This is a genomic window from Prevotella sp. khp1 (assembly GCF_900102205.1).
Classification (GTDB): Bacteria; Bacteroidota; Bacteroidia; order Bacteroidales; family Bacteroidaceae; genus Prevotella; species Prevotella ruminicola.
On sequence record NZ_FNJZ01000002.1, the window covers coordinates 267,533 to 286,400 of the forward strand.

Genomic DNA, 18,868 nt, shown 5'->3' on the forward strand with positions numbered 1-18,868 from the left:
GCAAAATTACACAATAATTGTCGTATTATGATTACTATACTCAAAAAATAGGCGAAATTAACACTTACTTTTCTACTTCTTTCATTAATGCCTTACGTTCTTCTGAGCTCATACTTTTCAGGAGTTCAAGAAGAGCAGCCCTGCTATCGTCAGGCTCACTCTCTTTTAGCAGATATCCATTATATTCCAACATCTTCTTCAGTGGATAATCGCCAATATAGGCCGACGTTATATCACTGCTATTGCTATGTCCCATACTGTCACTTATATATTTATAAGGTACGCATCCTGAATTGTTGAGGTTTGTAGCAAAACTATGACGTGCCCATGTTGGAGATGGACTTTGTTCCATACCAAGCAATTCTGCAACCATTCTAATGTGCTTGCGGATATTCTTGTTATAACGCTGTATCACCCACTTTTCTTGTTTCTTAGTAATATTTTCCCTCATAAAAGGGAAAACACGTTGATTATGTTTGGGCTCGTTTGCATGTCGGTCGAGAATCATCTTAATCTCAGGCATAACTGGGAAGATAACCTCACTCGCATCCTCATTACGTTCTTCGGTCTTATAACGAAAGAATTGAAATTGTTTACCATGAGTAGCGTAGTACCAATCGCCATATTTCAAGCGTAACGTATCAGCTAAGTTCTGCCCGTCACCAAGGTACATGAAAAGAAACAATCCAAGGTCACGAAACAAAGCATCCTTGACCCTTTTAGGATAGAGCGACTTACCATTCTTATCCTTTACATCGCCTTTTTTCCAGAAATCATAGAGCAGGCGCATTGATGTAACATCCAAGAATTGATGCTTTCGACTTGCTTTCTTGTTATAGCCAGTCCCCTTAAACATTTCTTTTGTACTGCCATTTATTAGATTCCGTTTGATGGCAATGTTAACGATAGTTCGAAATGTGCGCAAATTAATTCCTGCGTATGACACACTAACGTTTGGGTCATTTTTCATCTTTGTCTCCCACTCCTGTATGAACGTATGGTCAATGTCTGCAAATTCTACATTCTCACCATTGTCTTTTATGAACCTATTTCTACAGTCTCTACCCACACTTGCAGTACCTATATAGTCTTTTTCTGTTTTCTCCTGAATGTATTCATCCCAAATTTTATAAATACTTGTACTATCATCCTTTTTACCTTGATAACGTTCTTGGAGTTTTTGGAGGGAGAAACTACCTTCACTGATAAGTTGATTGGTCAAGTCTTTGACCTTGTTCATTATCGCTTTCATCTCTTCTCGTTCCGCCAAATGGACTCTACGCCCACTCTTCTCATATTCACATAATTGGATCCAATCATCCATCATGTATTTCTCTCCAAGTCTTAGGAACGCTTTCTTGCCATCATGACATATTCTAATGGCAACAGGTAAAGGCTTACTATAATCTCCAGCTTTACGTATATCAACCGTTATAGAGCCATACACGCTTCCGTTGGAAGATGTAAATTTAGCAAGACATTTCTCGCCCCTAACACTATTGTTAGTGCCAGAATTGTCAGATTGGTGACCTTTGGTGACCTTTGTATTATCTTTCCTCATGCTCAAAACCTCCATTTATAGGATATTTATTAAATACTCCGTCAGTCATAATGGTGACCTTCAGGTGACCTTTTTGACTGAAAACTGGTGCAAATTTACGAAATCTTTAGCAATGTACAATAACAGAAAACCCTTTATTTATCGGGGTTTAACATTATTTGTAATTTCCTGAAACATATCCAAAACAGACTCATAATCTGGAGGTCCCTGGTTCAAGCCCAGGCTGGTCCACAAAATCAAAAAACACTATATTTGCAATTCCTATTAAACTTTTGAACGACATGAAAAAGAAGATCTTTTTAGGGCTCTTCGCCGCTATTCATATTTGCAGCTTAAGCATATTTACATCATGTTCAAAGAACAATGATAAAAAGATGTTAGGAGTGGATACAACAAACCGTGTCGATAACTATAGCGACATGGATAATTTGGTAGAATCCCTTCCTTTTTCAGAACTTCAAGGCATAAGCGTTGGAAATGCACAAGACAATGATGCCCAAACAGGTGTAACTGTATTCTTTTTCCCAGAGGCATCCATGGCCTCAGCGGTAGTCCTGGGTGGTGGACCTGCATCGCGCGAGGTACCAGTATTAGACCCTCAGCGCAACACACAGCCTCTCAACGCTCTGGTTTTCAGTGGTGGTTCTGCTTATGGCTTGGCAGCTTCCGACGGCGTGGTAACCTGCCTTGAAGAACATGGCTATGGCTATAACACAGGCTACGGACTGGTACCCATTGTATGTCAGAGTTGCATCTTCGACCTTTCATACGGCAAAAGTAACATCCGCCCCGACCGCAAAATGGGTTATAAAGCTTGTCAGAATGCCATTGCCAGCAACTCACCACTCAGCGGCAATGTAGGTGCCGGCACAGGTGCTACTGTAGGTAAACCTGGCGGCATGGCCACAGCCCAGAAGAGTGGCATTGGTTATGCTGCAGCACGTCTTGGACAATTGGAGGTAGGTGTAGCCGTTGTTGTCAATGCCTTAGGCGACATCTTCCAGGATGGTGTTAAGATAGCAGGCATGACCACCATCGACCGCAAGGGCTTTGTAAGTGCCGAACAGGCAGTGCTCAAGAACCAGTATTCCGATCTGATAGCAGGCAATACCACCATCGCAGCCGTGTTTACCAACGCCCATCTGAGTGTCGCCGACCTACAGAAGGTGGCAAATATCGCCTCTACCGGCATGGCACGCAGCATACGGCCAGTGTTTACCATGGCTGATGGCGATACCGTTTATGCCATTTCCCTTAGCGGCGGTATGATTTTGTCGGACGTCAACACTGTTGGCGTGCTGGCCTCGCTGGTGATGGAGAAAGCCATTGCAGATGCAATCCTCGCCAGCAAGATTGCCAACGAGGAATATCTGCATAATATCTAAACATGTTTGTTTTTATTTCTTCTCCTGCTCGGCCAGCTTAGCTAAGTAGTACTCGCGAACATCCTGCCATTTGTAGTAGGGCCAGGTGTCGGTTTTAAGCGGCATGTGGGCCTCGCGCTCGTTAAACAGTACCTTTACTAGGATATCGCCTGTTTTGCCTTTCTTGGGGCGATAGAAGATAAACTGCACGTTACTGCCTGTAGGGATGAGGTAGTAGGTGCGGAACGAGTTTTCGAGCTCGTCGAGGTTATCAACCTGTACAGCCGATCCATCCAGATCCAGCATACACAGCAGGGGCAGTACCACGGTATCATGACCAAAACGCAGCGATACCTGTGTCTGGGTAACGGTATCGGCAGTTTCGATGATATTCTTCAGCAGGTTTTTCTGGTTCCAAGGCATGCGGCCACCTGTTTGTGGTGCATTGCTATAAAGCAGATACCAGTACAAGTTGTTGCTACGCCACAAGTCACGCAGTTCCTCTGGAGTAAAGAGATCCAACAGCCATGTATCGCCGTCATGACTTTGCATGTTCAGCGCCACATCAGCAATCTTGCTCATCAGCGAACCGGTTGTTACATTCAGATATACCCAGTGCTGATCGTTAAACAGCTGCTGCATCAGGCGCTCAGGGTGCTTCAGACTGTCGCTCATGGCCTGCTGCTTCTGCATGGCACGCATCACGTTCATCTGTGGCATGCCCATGCCGCGCTCCTGGCGCGATGGCGAGTAGTTCATATAGTGCATATCGGCCTTGCTGGCATCGTTAAAGATACGGGCCGATGGATTAGCAGCCTGCAACTCCTCACACTCAGCCATCATAGATATAATGGCACGGATAGAGGTAGTAGAAACTGAGTGGATAGGCAGATTCGGTGTCTTGAAAATCTCCGGGAAGTTCTGTGCCATGCGCTTAGCGATGCCATGGTGCTGACGCTGACCAGTAGCTGTCAGATCGCCCAGTCGGTCCTTAGTAGTCTTCTGCATCGAGTCGAGCTTAGCCAGCACCTTATCGCCCAACGGCGTAAGCTTACCGGCATACTTGGCCTTGCGCAGCGTCTGTACTGGCATGGCATAATCGTTCTCCTCAAGCAAGTAGCGGGCACCATGGCGACCATAGTGCGACAGATAGTAAGGCTCGTAGCCCTTAGGGGCAGGTGTTAGAGATGTACGTGGCAAATGATCGTAGTCGGTCATGTTACCAGCAGCCAAGAACTTGTCGGCAGCAATCTCTTCGAGTGCTGTCTTTCCTGAAAAACGTGCGATTTGTGCCTGAGCAGTCATCGCACTTGCCATCATCAGGCAAATAAAAAACTTTTTCATACAGTTGATAATAAAATGGTTGATAAAATGGATTATATCATATTTGTTATTTACGGATCGAGAGGCACAGCAGCGTCAGGTCGTCGTTTGGTTCTGCACCTGCACGATGGTTGTTAACCACTACCTGCAGACGGTGTATAACCTCCTCGGATGTCAGTTGCTCAGTACCCTGCATAGCCTCCAGCAGACGTTCGTCGCCCAAACGGTCCTGACGGTCGTTCTCGGCCTCGTTCAGTCCGTCGGTATAAACCAGCAGCTGTCGGTTGCGAATATCCTCTATCACCTCGCCCTCAAAGGCCTTGCACTCCCACAAGCCCAATGGCTGGTTTGTGCTGCCCATCTCCAGGAACTTACCATCCAGTATAGGCACATTATGACCGCAGTTACAGTACTCCAATCGGCCCTTAGGCAGGTCAACCATACCAATAAACATGGTTACAAACATGCTCTGGTCGTTGTCCTTTACCAGGAAGTTGTTCATCATCGTAGCAATCTCCCATGGCGAACGGTTCTGCTGGGCAATAATGCGGAACAGGTCGCGTGTAATCGCCATAAACATCGCAGCAGGAATACCCTTACCCGATACGTCGCCCACACAGAAGTAAAGGCGCTCGTTCTGCAGGAAGTAGTCGTACAGATCGCCACCAACCACCTTGGCTGGAGTCATCAGTGCATACAGGTCGATATCCTGGCGCTCAGGGAATGGTGGGAACACACGTGGAATCATACCCATCTGTATGTCGCTGGCCACCTTCAGCTCACTCTCGATAGAGGCTTTAACAGCTGTGGTGCGCTTCAGCTCGCTGATGTAGTTAACCAACGAGTGCTGCATGTCGCTGAACGAATGCGTGAGTTTACCAATCTCGTCGATACGGTTATCGCGTGGCAGCGTTTTGTCAAACTGTCCCGATGCAATCGTCTCGGCCTGCTGTGCCAGCGTGTTCAGTGGCTTCAACTCGCGCTTGATGATACGACTGAAGGCCAGACGCATCAGTATCAATCCGGCGATAACGATAAAGATAACTATCTTATACAGACGCATGTAACCGCCAAAAATATCGCTCTCAGGACAAACCATAGCCACGCTCCAGCCTGTAATGCCAAGTGGCTTGTAGAACACATAGCTCTCCTTACCCTCAAATACCAGTTTGCGTACACCTGTTTCGCCACGCTGCATGGCATGTCCCAGGTTGGTAAGTGCCGTATCAGGATGCTCCAGTGTAGGCGTAAAAATGCTCTCGCGCAGCAGTTTGGTGGTATCGGGGTGTACAAAGAAAGTACCACTCTGACCAATCATAATGCAGTACGAGTTGGGATAGGGCTTTACTTCGGATATGGTTTTAGATATCCACTCCATCGAGATATCAGTAGAGAATGTACCCACGTAGCGTCCCTTCGAATCCTTCATTGGTCGGCAGTACGATGCAATAATCTCCTCGGCATAGACATCCTCAGGGTTGAAATCTGCAAACGGCTCAATCCACACTGGCTCATCCAGCAGTTTGGGAGCCTGATACCAATCCATATAATGATAGTCGTAGGCAGGGTTACCCTCCTGGGTAGTATCAAATTTACCATCGTCGTTAAGGGTATAGGCCGAGAAATAATGGCCCTTATCGGGAAAATAGTTGGGTTCGAAAGCTATCGAGCAGCCATTCAGATCAGGGTTGCAAGTCAGGATTCGACGCGAATACACAAACATCGAGTCGGCCACATCCAGATGTCGCAATGGCAACCACATAAAGTTATCGGATGCTATCTCTACACGCTGCATCAGCACGTTTACACGCTGCACCGTGTTATCCAACACCTGAGCCGCACCGTTCAGCGCCTCCTCGCGCACAGCCTTACGCGACTCTACAAACAAGAATCCAAGCGATCCCAGAAAAAATACCGAGGCCATCAGTACAATGATAATACTAAGGCGACGTGACAGGGAAGTTCGGATATAGTCTCTTGGATTCTTCATGTGGTATTAACGATCTAATAATTCTTTGTAAGTAATGTCGCGCTTCAGCATCCCATTCGAGCGCATCAGCATATTGGCCTTCTTCACCATATCAGGGCGCAAACGGAACTCACGTTTCTTCGAGTCGCGGTCCACCTGCAGGCGCAGTATCTCTTTCAGCATCAGGCGCTGCAGCGTGCGATTGGTTGTCACGTGGTTCTGCTGTACATATTTCATCACAATATCCAGCGTTTCCTCAGGATGCTCGCTGGCCCATTCCCAACCCTTACGGCTGGCACGGGCAAACTTCTCTGCCTTGGCCTTATGGGTCTCGTAGTAGTCGCGGCGCATATACAGACCATCGTCCTGAATATTGTAACCGTGGTCGCTAAAGCGATAAACATTATCCTTGGTAAATGTAAAGCCCATCTGCATCAGCTGGTAGTACTCGTTGTAGCTCATGGCCAGCGTAGCATCGATGGCGCCTTTTATAAACAAGTCGAAGTTCGATGTAAACTGTATCCACTGGTAATTCAGATGCTCCTTGCGACTCATGCAGATGGCCACCTGTCCGAATCCGGCATGCCAAATACCCACACGGGCACCCTTCTGCGTGAGCGGATTCTTACCACGGCGCGATACGATAACCGTAGAGTTGTTCATCGATGTTTGCAGGATGTTCACCAAAGGCACACCTTTGTCCATAATCTCCATCGCCAAGCAGAGTGGCAGCGTGGTGGCATGACTCTCAGCCTCCTGAATGCGATGCATAGCCGTTTCGGATACCGATGGGTGCACTATATCCACATCCAGGCCTTCGGCCTTATAGAAGCCTTTTTCCTGGGCCACATAATAACCAGCAAACTGCGCATGGGCAGTCCACTGTGGCGTAAAGACGAACTTTCCAGTGTATTTCTTCTGCGCCAGCAACGGCAAGCAAACAGCAAGCGTTATAGCAGTAATAAATAATTTTACCTTTGGTTTCACGCCGCAAAGATACGAAAAATTATCTAACTTCCAAAACTATTGGCCATTAAAATACCATAAAAATCTGGGCAGCCACCGTAGTGCCCGCCCAGACGTATAAAGATTGTATAAAACTTAACTTCGGATTAATAGCCTGCATTCTGAGACCAACCATCGTTAACATCAAGGTCACCCTTCTTGATTGGGAAGATACGGCGAGTCTTCTCGAAGTTTGCATTTGGATTGTTCTTGTAGTGTGGGAACCACTCATCCTCATAGTGACCGAAACGGATCATATCGTTACGACGCCAGAGCTCATCGAAGAACTCACGACCACGCTCCATATAGATATCGTCAAGAGTTGGGTCATTATCGAGTGTAGGAGCACCTACATATGTACGAATCTGGTTGAAGAGCTCCTTTGAACCGCTCTGACCAGCACGCACCATAGCCTCAGCCTTTGTCAAGAGAATATCTGCATAACGGAAAATGGGAACGTCGTTTGACTGGTTACGTCCATTAGAGTAGTCGTTGTTGCAAACAAACCACTTTGAAGAACGATAACCCTGACGCCAACCTTCGAGGTCATCACCTACATCAACAGATGCAAGTTCACCTGGGACAGCGATGTCCTTTGTGAGCACGAGAGGATTGCCGTTACGGTCAAGACACTTAACATCTGTTGGGAGCAACGTTTTGTTATCATATACATAAACCTGGCCATTTGCAGGGTTGTGATCCTTGTCCTCAAGACCGAAAACCATCCAGTTACGCTGGTCGCCCTTAAGATTGAAACGACTTACGCATTCAGGGGTAAGAGTCATGTAAGCACCACCAGAGTTGTTGAGGAACTCACCGAACATAGATGGGTCAAGCTTCTTGATATCCTTGTAAGAGTGTGAACGGCCCCACTGCATACCCTGTGCTGTGCTGGTGTCATACTCCATAGCATAGATGAAGTCCTTGATAGTACCAGCCTTTACACGCTCTGTGTTGTCCCAATTGAACTTGAAACGATACTCGTCTGGACCGAGAGCGAACTTGCCACTCTTGATGAGTTCATCACAAAGAGCGATACAATCATTCAGCTTCTCATTCTTAGCAGTAGCTGCATCGTAGCTTTCCACAGCAGCAGCAGTATAAACTGGCCAGTTGATGTAGAGCTTAACGAGGAGAGCCTGAGCCATGTACTTGGTTGGCTTGCCATAATAGTCGCCGAATACATCGGTAGAGAGCTTGTCGGCAGCAATGATTTCAAGAAGTTCCTTCTCGATGTACTTTGCTACCTCAGCACGTGGGTGACGATTGTTTGGATCGAGCCCGTGCTCAGTTACATAGTCACCATCAGCGATGGGCACATCGCCCCACATATCCATTTCAAGGAATGTATGGAAAGCACGCATAAGGCGAGCCTCATAACGGTTCTGCTCAGGATAAGAAGAGCCGGCAATCTCGCTAGCGAGCACATTAGCCTTACCCAATTCTGACATCCAGTCAAGAACGGCATCCTCGTAGTTATAGTTATGATATGCTGAGTGAGCATACGTATAGCCATCAACCCAGTTACCAGAATATGACACTGCAGTATATTCGTCAGAAGAGAGACATGTAGCCTCCATATAGCGGCGACCAAGAGTACCTCTGAATTTAATGAAAAGGTCGTTCATGTTCGCGTTGACAGCAGCCTCGGTACCAGGCATCTGGGTGTACTGAGAATCTACATCAACATCCAAATCTGTACAGCTGCTAAAAACCAGACCCAAAAGGGCAGCTGAAAGGATTATTTTATTTGTTTTCATATTCATATTCGCTTAATATTTTAGAAGTTAATCTTAGCACCGACCATAGTAGTACGAGTATGTGGGTAATTTGACCAACGATAGTCAACACCCGGATCAATACCACCGAGGTTAACCTCTGGGTCAAGACCCTTGTAGCTTGTGATGGTGAATACGTTGTTCATTGTAGCATAGAGTTGGAGGCTCTTAATCCAACCACCGAAGTTGTTGAATGTATAACCTACAGTAAGGCTCTGGAGACGGATATAGTCACCCTTCTCGATGAACTTGTCAGATGGGATGTTAGAACCTGTATCTTTAGGAGAACGCTCATTAACGAATTCCGTCATGACGTTCTTGCCACCAGCGAAGAAGTCAGGCGCTGTATAGTGAGCACGGAGACCATTGTAAACCTTATGTCCGAATACACCTGTGAAGAAACAAGAGAAGTCCCAGTTCTTATAGTTCACGGTGTTGTTCCAACCGAGGTTCAACTTAGGCTGTGCACAACCTGTGATAGTACGATCCTTATAATCCGGGTCAGTTGTTGTGCCACCATCGCGGTTGCCATTCTCGTCGCGTGTGTAGTATACAGAGATTCCTTTTTCGTTATAGCCTGCCCATTCGTATGTGTAGAATGTTCCAAGAGGCTCACCTTCCATAACACGCTGTGTCCAACCGTTAGCAGAAACACCAGCAACCATTGGATCGCCCTGTGCGAATGTAGAAGTCTTATACATATCGTTAGAGAGCTTATCTACAACATTCTTGTTGTGTGAGAGGTTGAGAGTTGTAGTCCAAGTAAAGTTCTTGGTCTGAACAGGAACAGCATTGATAGTGAACTCAATACCCTTGTTTGTGATTTCACCTACGTTAGCAGCAATTGAGTTGAATGGGTAGATGTATGAAGATACTGGATAATCCCAGATAAGATCCTTTGTCTTCTTGTGGTAGAACTCGATAGATCCGTTGATACGACCCTTGAGAATTGCGTAGTCAAGACCGATGTTCAGCATACCTGTTGACTCCCACTTCAGATCAGGGTTGGCCAGCTTTGTAGCGCTAAGCATTACATAACCATCCTTAACATCGCCTGTTGAACCGTATGTAGGAACAGCTGTATAAGCACCGAAGCCCATAGCGTTACCAGATACACCATAACCTGCACGAAGCTTCAAGTTAGAGAAGATTTTCTGATTCTTCATGAATTCTTCCTCTGTGATGTTCCATGCCAAAGAGATTGATGGGAATGTACCCCATCGATGGCCATCACCGAATACTGAGGAACCGTCACGACGAATAGTTGCCTGAGCCATATACTTACTATTGTAAGAATAAGCTACACGACCATAGAATGAAATGTTGCGAATAGTCTCGATAGTACCAGACTCAACCCACTTCATACCATTCTTCATTTCACCTGCATAAGTGAGGTTGTTCCAACCGATTGTATCATCGAAGAAGTTGTTAACGCGAAGGCCGAAACCGTCATTGTTTACCTTCTCCTCCCATGAGTAACCAATCATGGCACTAAGTTTGTGAACATCATTGAAAGTCTTATCGAAGTTGCCGTATGTTTCGAATGTTGTTTCGTGACCGAAATATGTGCTACGATGTGCTACACCATTGAAATCAGGGCTTGTAGAACCATACTTCTCAATGACCTGAGAATTATGTGAGTCGTAAGCACTATATGTACGCTGGTGTGTATTATAAGAGTAGTTTACATTCCATGTGAAGCCCTCACAAATGTTTGCTGTAGCCTTAGCGATGAACTGCAAACGCTTCCACTCAGTCTGCGACTTGTTCTCGTTGATGAGTGAGAGTGGGTTATAGTTGCTTGAACCATCACCCTTTGTCCAGTTACCATCAGCATCTCTTGTAGAGAGTGTTGGGTTGAAGTAGTTCATAGCGTCAAGAACAGAACGACCTTCGTCACCCATTGGAACACCAACATACTTACCTGTCATACCGTTGACACTTATAGAAAGGTCAAGACGATCTTTGAGAATCTTTGTAGAAAGGAGTGAACGGAGGTTTGCGCGCTGGTTCTCAGAACCAACAATAACGCCCTGACGGTTTGCATAGTTGATAGAAGCCATGTATTTGGTCTTGCCATTACCACCATTGATACCTACGTTATGGTTGTGGCTGACACCTGTACGGAGCACTTCATCCTGCCAATCTGTATTGCCATTGCCATCGTACATGTAGTTGATGTTGTTCTTCTTTACATAGTTGCGGATATCATTTGCAGAAGCCATGTCGAGAGTTTTGAGAACATTGTCGAAAGCCACATAACCGTTATAGCTTACATTGGTGCGATCGCTTTTGCCACCGCTCTTAGTAGTGATAATGATCACACCGTTAGCAGCCTTCGAGCCGTAGATGGCGGTTGCTGTAGCATCGCGGAGCACGTCGATACTCTCGATATCATCGGGAGCTACCATTGAGATATCTACTCCAGGGATACCATCGATTACATAGTAAGGAGACATAGCACCGCTACGCAGTGAAGAAGCACCACGCAGAGTGATAGAAGCACCACCGTTGGGGTCGCCATTAGAGGTAACAACCAAACCAGCCACCTTTCCCTGCAGCATAGAAGCGGGGTCGGTGAATACACCACGGTTCAGGTCTTCGGCCTTAACAGTTGTGATAGATGAGGTAACATCCTTACGGCGCATGGTACCATAACCTACTACAACAACCTCGTTCAGTACCTTGTTGTCCTCTTCGAGAGTTACCTTCATGCCGTTGGCGGCAGCCAGGGTCTTTGAGGTGTAGCCTACGTAAGAGAATGTGAGCTTGGCACCCTGCTTTACAGTCAGCGTAAAGTCACCATTGAAATCGGTCACTACACCATTGTTGGTGCCCGTTTCCAGAACGCTTACGCCAATGAGAGGCTCACCGGTTGCGTCCAGTACAGTTCCCGACACCTTGTTCTGTGCCAGCATCACTGTACTGCACAACAGAAAGAACACGAAGAACATGGCCTTCTGAGTTCCTTGCTTGAGATTTAGGATCTTTTGCATAATCATTAATTAAAAGTTAGTATAAAAAGAGTTTATTAAAAGTTTTTATTTGATCTCTACAGTAGCATTTTCAGTTATCAGGGGCACCTGCATGGCCTTCATAGCTTTCAGGTCGGCCTTGATAAAGCCCTCGCCTTTGCAAGGCCTCTTATCCATACTACGCGAACCTTCGCCCTGAAGTCGTACGCGTACATTACTAAAATAGATATCCTTTACCTTGCCAGGCACGTCGCCACCTACAAAGCAGCCATTCTCGCTGGTGCTGGTAATGTTGTTAAAGTAGATACGACTCACCTCGCCGCAACGGCCCTCAATCTGCCCCTTGGGGAATCGCCAGTTGGCATCCTTATGATTACCGTTGGCACGTGGATAGCTGGTAACATAGATAGGCTCGGCCTTACCCCACCACACATCGCTCCACAGGCGGCAATCCAACTGGATGTTCGAGAATACCACATCGGTAACGGTTCCCTCGTCGCGATTCTGGATGCCCAAACCACGGTTCGAACCTGTGATAATGCAGTTATCAAACACCACGTTATAGATAGAGTCCATATTCTCGCTACCAATCTTGATGGCGCACGAGCGGCTCGACATCACACAGTTGGTAACAGTAATATCGTGGCACGAGCCATACTGCTCGAACTCACGACGGTTCTTCAAACAAATGCAGTCATCGCCACTGGTAATATGGCAGTTGGCGATACGTACATGCTTAGAGTGATCGATATCGATACCATCGCCATTACGGATCTTTAGATTATTCAGCAGATTGATACCATCAATCACAGCCTCATCGCAACCAATCAGGTGCACCGTCCAGTAGGCGCCTTCCATGATGGTTACATCGCGAATGGTAAGATTCTTCACATCGGTAAGTGTGAGTACATGTGGACGTGGGTCGAAAGTCTGATCCTTCAATGGTTTCAGCTCGTAGCTGTCGCTCAGCTCAGCACCCATAAAGGCGATACCATTACCATGAATGGTGCCCTTACCACAGACGCTGATGTTCTCAGCATGCTCAGCCCAGAGCCACAGCATACCTTCACCTCGATTCTCACCAAAGGCGCTCAGGTGGTAAATACTTTCATTGGGGTTTGCCTTCAGGGTGGCAGTAGCTTCCAGATAAAGCTCAACATTGCTCTTAAGCTGAATAGGACCAGCCATGAAGGTATGATTACGAGGTAACAGCACACGGCCGCCACCCTCAGCCGAACAACGGTCTATAGCACGCTGAATGGCCTGGGCATCATCTACGATACCGTTACCAATAGCGCCAGCTGCCGTCACATCGTAAACCGATTGTGCCGCTGCCGACATCACTATCATCCAAAGCAGAATTAACTGCAATAATGTTTTTTTCGCCATTAATTATCTTAGTAGTAACGAATAATTCGTTGCAAAGATAGTATATTTCTCGAATAAAACAAAATATTTAGAAAAAAATGTTATCTTTGCAACCGAAATAAAGATAATATTCAATCAAAAGTCGACAAAATGACAGATATTTGCTGTATTGGACATATCACTCGTGACAGGATCATCACTCAGGTTCCGCCCGTAACTACGCACTGTGCAGGCGGTTCGGCCTATTATATGGCATGGGCCATCCAGGCTTTGCCCCATGACGTTAATTTCCACCTTATCACCTCGGTAAGTCGTGAGGTGATGCCCGAAGTTGAGAAACTGCGCCAGGCTGGCGTGCGGGTAACGGCCTTTGAGAGCGATACCAACGTGTTTTTCGAGAATAAGTATGGTGCCAACATGGACAACCGCACACAGCGAGTACTGGCCAAGTCGGCTCCATTCACACTTAACGAACTGAACGACGAGCAGGCCCGTGTGTTCCATTTAGGCACGCTGCTGGCCGACGACTTTGCACCCGAAATAGTAGAATATCTGGCCACCAAGGGCGATGTGAGCATCGATGTGCAGGGCTATCTGCGCGAGGTGGTTGGCGAGGAGGTGCGCGCCTGCGAGTGGACCGATAAGCTGCGACTGCTGAAGCACACAGCTATCCTGAAGGTAAACGAGTGGGAGTGCCAGACGCTGACGAACATGACCGACCCTTACGAGGCCGCCCAGCAGATTAACGACTGGGGTGTACGCGAGGTGATTATCACCTTAGGTGGTGGCGGATCGGTGATCTATGCCGAGGGCAAGTTCTACGAAACACCTGCCTACCCACCAACCAAGTTAGTTGATGCCACAGGCTGTGGCGACACCTACAGCGCTGGCTATCTGTATGCCCGTGCCAGGGGGATGAGCTATATAGAAAGCGGTCAGTTTGCAGCCGCCATGTGCACGCTGAAGCTGGAACACACAGGCCCCTTTACCCATAGCATCGACGATGTGCACCAAATCATCAAGAACAATCAATAACAACTATAACAAATGATGTACCTATTTAACAACCATTCACGAGGCCTGCTACTAACTGTGCTGCTGACATTGGCAGCTGGCAGTAGTCAAGCCCAAGACAGGCTGTATGCCAACGAGTTTCCCTTAGGGGATGTAACCCTGCTAAACGGTCCGCTGAAGCATGCGCGCGACTTGAACATCGAGACGCTGCTGAAGTACGACAACGACCGCCTGCTGGCACCTTATCTGAAAGAGGCCGGACTAACACCGAAAGGCCAGTCGTACCCTAATTGGGACGGATTGGACGGACACGTGGGCGGCCACTATCTGACTGCGATGGCCATCAATGCTGCTACTGGCAGCCAAGAGTGCCGCGAGCGCATGGAATACTGGATTAGCGAGCTGCAGGCCTGTGCCGATGCCAATGCCAAGAACCACCCCGACTGGGGCCGTGGCTATGTGGGCGGTGTGCCCGGCAGCGACCGTATCTGGAGCAACTTTAAGAAAGGATACTTCGGCCCCTACTTTGGCGCGTGGGTTCCTTTCTATAATATACACAAGATGTATGCCGGCCTTCGCGACGCGTGGGTTTACTGTGGCAACGAGCAGGCCAAGAAGCTCTTTCTGGACTTCTGCGACTGGGCCATCGACCTGACAGCCAATCTCACCGATGCTCAGATGGAGCGCGCGCTGGATACCGAGCATGGTGGCATGAACGAGGTGCTGGCCGATGCCTACGCCATCACTGGCGAGCAGAAATATCTGGATGTGGCCCGTCGATTCTCGCATCGCCGCCTGCTGAACCCGCTGATGCAGCGCCGCGACGTGCTCGACAACATGCATGCCAACACCCAGGTGCCCAAGGTGATAGGTTTTGAGCGTATAGCCGAGCTGAGTGGCGACGAGGCTTACCACACTGCAGGCGCCTACTTCTGGGACATCGTAACAGGCGAGCGCACACTGGCCTTTGGCGGCAACAGTCGTCGTGAGCACTTCCCCAGTCGCGAGGCTTGTCAGGACTTTGTGCAGGATATCGACGGTCCTGAGAGCTGTAACACCAACAATATGCTGAAGCTCACCGAGGATCTGCATCGTCGCAACCCCGAAGCCCGCTATGCCGACTTCTTCGAGCTGGCTACCTTCAATCATATACTCTCAACCCAGCACCCTGAGCATGGCGGCTACGTATATTTCACTTCAGCCCGTCCGCGCCACTACCGCAACTATTCGGCTCCCAACGAAGCCATGTGGTGCTGCGTGGGCACAGGCATGGAGAATCATGGCAAGTACAACCAGTTTATCTACACTCACAGCGGCGATGCCCTGTTTGTGAACCTGTTTGTGGCCTCAGAGCTTAACTGGAAAGCCAAAGGCATCACCCTGCGCCAGGAAACCAGTTTCCCTTATAGCGAGAGCAGCCGTATCACCATCACGCAATCATCCAACACCAAACAGCCAACACCCATCATGGTGCGCTACCCCGGCTGGGTAAAGCCAGGCCAGTTCAGCGTTAAGGTGAATGGCAAGCCTGTGAGCATCGTCACTGGTCCATCAAGCTATGTAGCCATCAATCGCCAGTGGAAAAAGGGCGATGTGATTGATATCCTGTTCCCCATGTACAACAGCGTGAAGTATCTGCCCAACCTGCCACAGTATATTGCCCTGATGCACGGCCCTATCATGCTGGCTATGAAGACGGGTACTGAGGATTTGGCACACCTGATAGCCGACGACAGCCGATTCGGCCAGTTGGCCACAGGCAAAAAACTGCCTATCGACCAGGCCCCTATCCTGGTTAATAAGGATGTGGAGAGCATCGCCAACCAGCTGCAACCCATAGCAGGCAAGCCCCTGCACTTCAACCTCAGCACCAAGATGGTAAATAAGATTGAGGGCGAGCTGATGCCTTTCTTCGAGCTGCACGATGCCCGTTACATGATGTACTGGCTGGCCCTGAGCGAGGATAGCTACAAGGACTATCTGGCCAACCTGACCAAGCAGGAGCAGGAGCGCCAGGCACTCGAGGCCCGCACCACCGACAAGGTGCAGCCAGGCGAGCAACAGCCTGAGAGCGACCACTTTATGGAGACTGACCAATCGACCATGGGCAATACCAACGACGTGTTCTTCCGCGATGCCCGCGATGGTCACTATTTCAGCTACCTGATGCAGACAGGCGGCAAGACCGACCTGAGTCTGCGCCTGAAATACTGGGGTGTAGGCGATTGGAAGAATCCCGAGTTCGATATCTTTGTAGATGACACGCTGGTAACCACCGTTAATCTCGTCGGCAAGTATCGCACCTCACAGTTCAAGTTCGAGGAGTATCCCATCCCCGCCCAGTTGCTCAAGGGCAAGAAGCAGGTGCGCATCAAATTCGTAGCCAAGCCCCACAAGCAAGTTGGCGAGATTTACGAAGTGAGACTAATTAGTAACAATCAATAATATTATCAACTATGTACAAACGTTCAATTCTCTGTGCTGCCCTTGCAGCAGCCACCATGGGTCTTAACGCCCAGAAACCAGTGAAAGCCCCTGCTGGCGGCAAAGCCATCAGCAACGAGCTCATTGGTATCTTCTTTGAAGACATTAACAACTCTGCCGATGGCGGACTCTATGCCGAGCTTATTCAGAACGGCGCCTTCGAGTTCTCGCCCGTTGAGCGCGACGGATGGGGCCCCGGCACCGCCTGGCGCATCACCCGTCCTGGTCACTCCACCGGCTATATCCAGCCCCGCATGGACAACCCCGTTCATGCCAACAATGCCACCTATATGCGCCTGCACTGCGAGCGCGCCAACCAGTATTACGATTACACAGGTTGGACTGGCTTCGGTATCCAGAACGACGGTTTCGACGGCATCTCAGTTAAGGCTGGCGAGAAGTACGATTTCTCGGCCTTTATGCGCAATGTAAAAGGCGATGCCAAGCAGGTACGTGTGGTACTGATTGAGCCAGTAAAGGGCTGGCCACCAAAGGATCCCAAACTGCTGGCCGAAACAACCTTCGACGTAAGCAACGGCGATTGGAAGAAGTTCGAGGCTGTGCTCACACCTAATGCCGACTGCAAGCAGGCTGCCCTGCAGATTCTGGTACTTACCAAGGGTGATATGGATATCGATGTGGTATCACTTATGCCCGAAGATACATATAAGGGCCACGGCCTGCGTAAGGATCTGGCTCAGGCACTGGCCGACCTGCATCCTAAGTTCATGCGCTTCCCTGGCGGATGCGTAGTTCACGGTGGTGGCGACGGATTCTGGAACACCTATCGCTGGAAGACCACTATCGGACCTAAGGAAACACGCCGCCAACTCAAGAACACCTGGGGTTATCACCAGAGTGTAGGTCTCGGCTATTTCGAGTACTTCCAGTTCTGCGAGGATCTGGGTATGGAGCCTCTGCCCATCCTGCCTGCTGGTGTAAGCTGTCAGGGTGCCAACGGTGGTTGGGGCATGAAAGGCCAAGCTCAAGATGTAGTCCCCATGAGCGAGATGGACGAGTGGGTTGACGAGTGCATCGACCTGATCGAATGGGCCAATGGTGATCCCGCCACCAACAAATGGGCCAAGATGCGTGCCGAGGCAGGTCATCCCAACCCCTTCAACCTCAAATACCTTGGTATTGGTAACGAGGAGCGCATCTCGCCCGAGTTCTGCGAGCGCTTCAAATACATCTACGAGCGTGTTACCAAGGCTCATCCTGAGATTGTGATTGTGGGCACAGCCGGTCCTGGCTCGCATGCCGATAACGGCGACTACCAGAACGGTTGGAAGCTGGCCGAGGAACTCAATATGCCTATCCTCGACGAGCACTACTACGAGCCCAACACCTACTTCCTGAACAAGCGCCAGTACGACAGCTATCCCCGCGACCGCAAGACCAAGGTCTATCTGGGCGAGTATGCCGCTAAGGACAAGAAACTCATCGACGCCCTGGCCGAAGGTCTGTATCTGTTGCACGTAGAGCGCAATGGTGACGTAGTAGCCATGACATCTTACGCTCCCCTGTTTGCCCGCAAGAACGGCACCCAGTGGAATCCCGACCTCATCTACTACGACAACGAGCGCCCATTCCTCACCTGCAGCTACTATGTTCAGCAACTGTTCGGACAGTCGAGCGGTAACTACTACTATGGCGACTGCGTGAAGTTTGAGGGCGATGCTGCCGATGCCATCCAGCCTATGGAGGGTGTGCACTACGGTCAGAGCGTGATTCTCAACACCAAGACCCGCCAGCTGTTCGTGAAACTGGTTAACGCCAGTGCCGATGCCAAGAAGGCCAACATCAACCTGAGCCGCTTTGGCATCAAGAAGCTGGCCACCAAGACCACCCTCGCAGGTCAGCCTAACGATGAGAACAACTTCGACGCCCAGCCCATCGCTCCTAAGAAAGAGCAGATCAAGGCCCAGAAGAAGTTCACCCTCGACCTGGCCCCCTACTCAATGGTTATGCTGCAGTACCAGCTGTAACATCAGCTAAACATAAAAATCAAAAGGCTTGCTCTGGAA

Annotated in this window: 11 protein-coding genes; 4 read left to right on the forward strand and 7 right to left on the reverse strand. The window is 48.8% G+C overall.

Annotation, left to right across the window (positions count from 1 at the left end; all coding sequences use genetic code 11):
* Nucleotides 1–64: 64 nt before the first annotated feature.
* Nucleotides 65–1,561, reverse strand: a complete 1,497-nt coding sequence (locus BLR73_RS06980) for a tyrosine-type recombinase/integrase (RefSeq protein ID WP_233456374.1) — start codon at nt 1,559–1,561, stop codon at nt 65–67.
* Nucleotides 1,562–1,944: 383 nt separating this feature from the next.
* On the opposite strand from BLR73_RS06980, the gene BLR73_RS06985 reads away from it, so the two are divergent.
* Entirely contained in the window at nt 1,945–2,946 is a 1,002-nt protein-coding gene (locus tag BLR73_RS06985) for a P1 family peptidase (RefSeq protein WP_233456375.1), read from the forward strand.
* 12 nt (nt 2,947–2,958) lie between these two features.
* On the opposite strand, the gene BLR73_RS06990 is transcribed toward BLR73_RS06985, so the two are convergent.
* The 6 genes from BLR73_RS06990 to BLR73_RS07015 all read right to left on the reverse strand — a co-directional run bounded on the left by BLR73_RS06990 (nt 2,959) and on the right by BLR73_RS07015 (nt 13,325).
* Nucleotides 2,959–4,269, reverse strand: coding sequence for a histidine-type phosphatase (locus tag BLR73_RS06990; protein ID WP_233456376.1), 1,311 nt, complete (start codon nt 4,267–4,269; stop codon nt 2,959–2,961).
* Between the two features lie 46 nt (nt 4,270–4,315).
* The gene (locus BLR73_RS06995) at nt 4,316–6,238 is read right to left on the reverse strand and encodes a SpoIIE family protein phosphatase (RefSeq protein WP_091860530.1); all 1,923 of its coding nucleotides are present in this window, start codon (nt 6,236–6,238) and stop codon (nt 4,316–4,318) included.
* A 6-nt stretch (nt 6,239–6,244) separates the two neighbouring features.
* Entirely contained in the window at nt 6,245–7,204 is a 960-nt protein-coding gene (locus tag BLR73_RS07000) for an ABC transporter substrate-binding protein (protein WP_028906722.1), read from the reverse strand.
* Nucleotides 7,205–7,329: 125 nt separating this feature from the next.
* Nucleotides 7,330–8,982 (reverse strand): RagB/SusD family nutrient uptake outer membrane protein, encoded by a 1,653-nt coding sequence (locus BLR73_RS07005; protein ID WP_091861262.1) that lies wholly within the window; start codon nt 8,980–8,982, stop codon nt 7,330–7,332.
* A 20-nt stretch (nt 8,983–9,002) separates the two neighbouring features.
* Entirely contained in the window at nt 9,003–11,996 is a 2,994-nt protein-coding gene (locus BLR73_RS07010) for a SusC/RagA family TonB-linked outer membrane protein (protein WP_091861265.1), read from the reverse strand.
* Between the two features lie 45 nt (nt 11,997–12,041).
* Nucleotides 12,042–13,325 carry a glycoside hydrolase family 28 protein gene (locus tag BLR73_RS07015; RefSeq protein WP_369821142.1) on the reverse strand — a complete coding sequence of 428 codons (1,284 nt, stop codon included), beginning with the start codon at nt 13,323–13,325 and terminating at the stop codon, nt 12,042–12,044.
* Nucleotides 13,326–13,493: 168 nt separating this feature from the next.
* Here BLR73_RS07015 and BLR73_RS07020 point away from each other — a divergent pair, with 168 nt between their 5' ends.
* The 3 genes from BLR73_RS07020 to BLR73_RS07030 are packed head-to-tail and all read left to right on the forward strand — an operon-like array spanning nt 13,494 to nt 18,829.
* Complete coding sequence (locus tag BLR73_RS07020) at nt 13,494–14,378, forward strand: PfkB family carbohydrate kinase (protein ID WP_091860536.1); 885 nt, start codon at nt 13,494–13,496, stop codon at nt 14,376–14,378.
* 12 nt (nt 14,379–14,390) lie between these two features.
* A complete protein-coding gene (locus BLR73_RS07025) occupies nt 14,391–16,802 on the forward strand; it encodes a glycoside hydrolase family 127 protein (protein ID WP_233456377.1) in 2,412 nt (803 codons plus the stop codon).
* 11 nt (nt 16,803–16,813) lie between these two features.
* Nucleotides 16,814–18,829 carry an alpha-L-arabinofuranosidase C-terminal domain-containing protein gene (locus BLR73_RS07030; protein WP_091860542.1) on the forward strand — a complete coding sequence of 672 codons (2,016 nt, stop codon included), beginning with the start codon at nt 16,814–16,816 and terminating at the stop codon, nt 18,827–18,829.
* Nucleotides 18,830–18,868 lie beyond the last annotated feature (39 nt).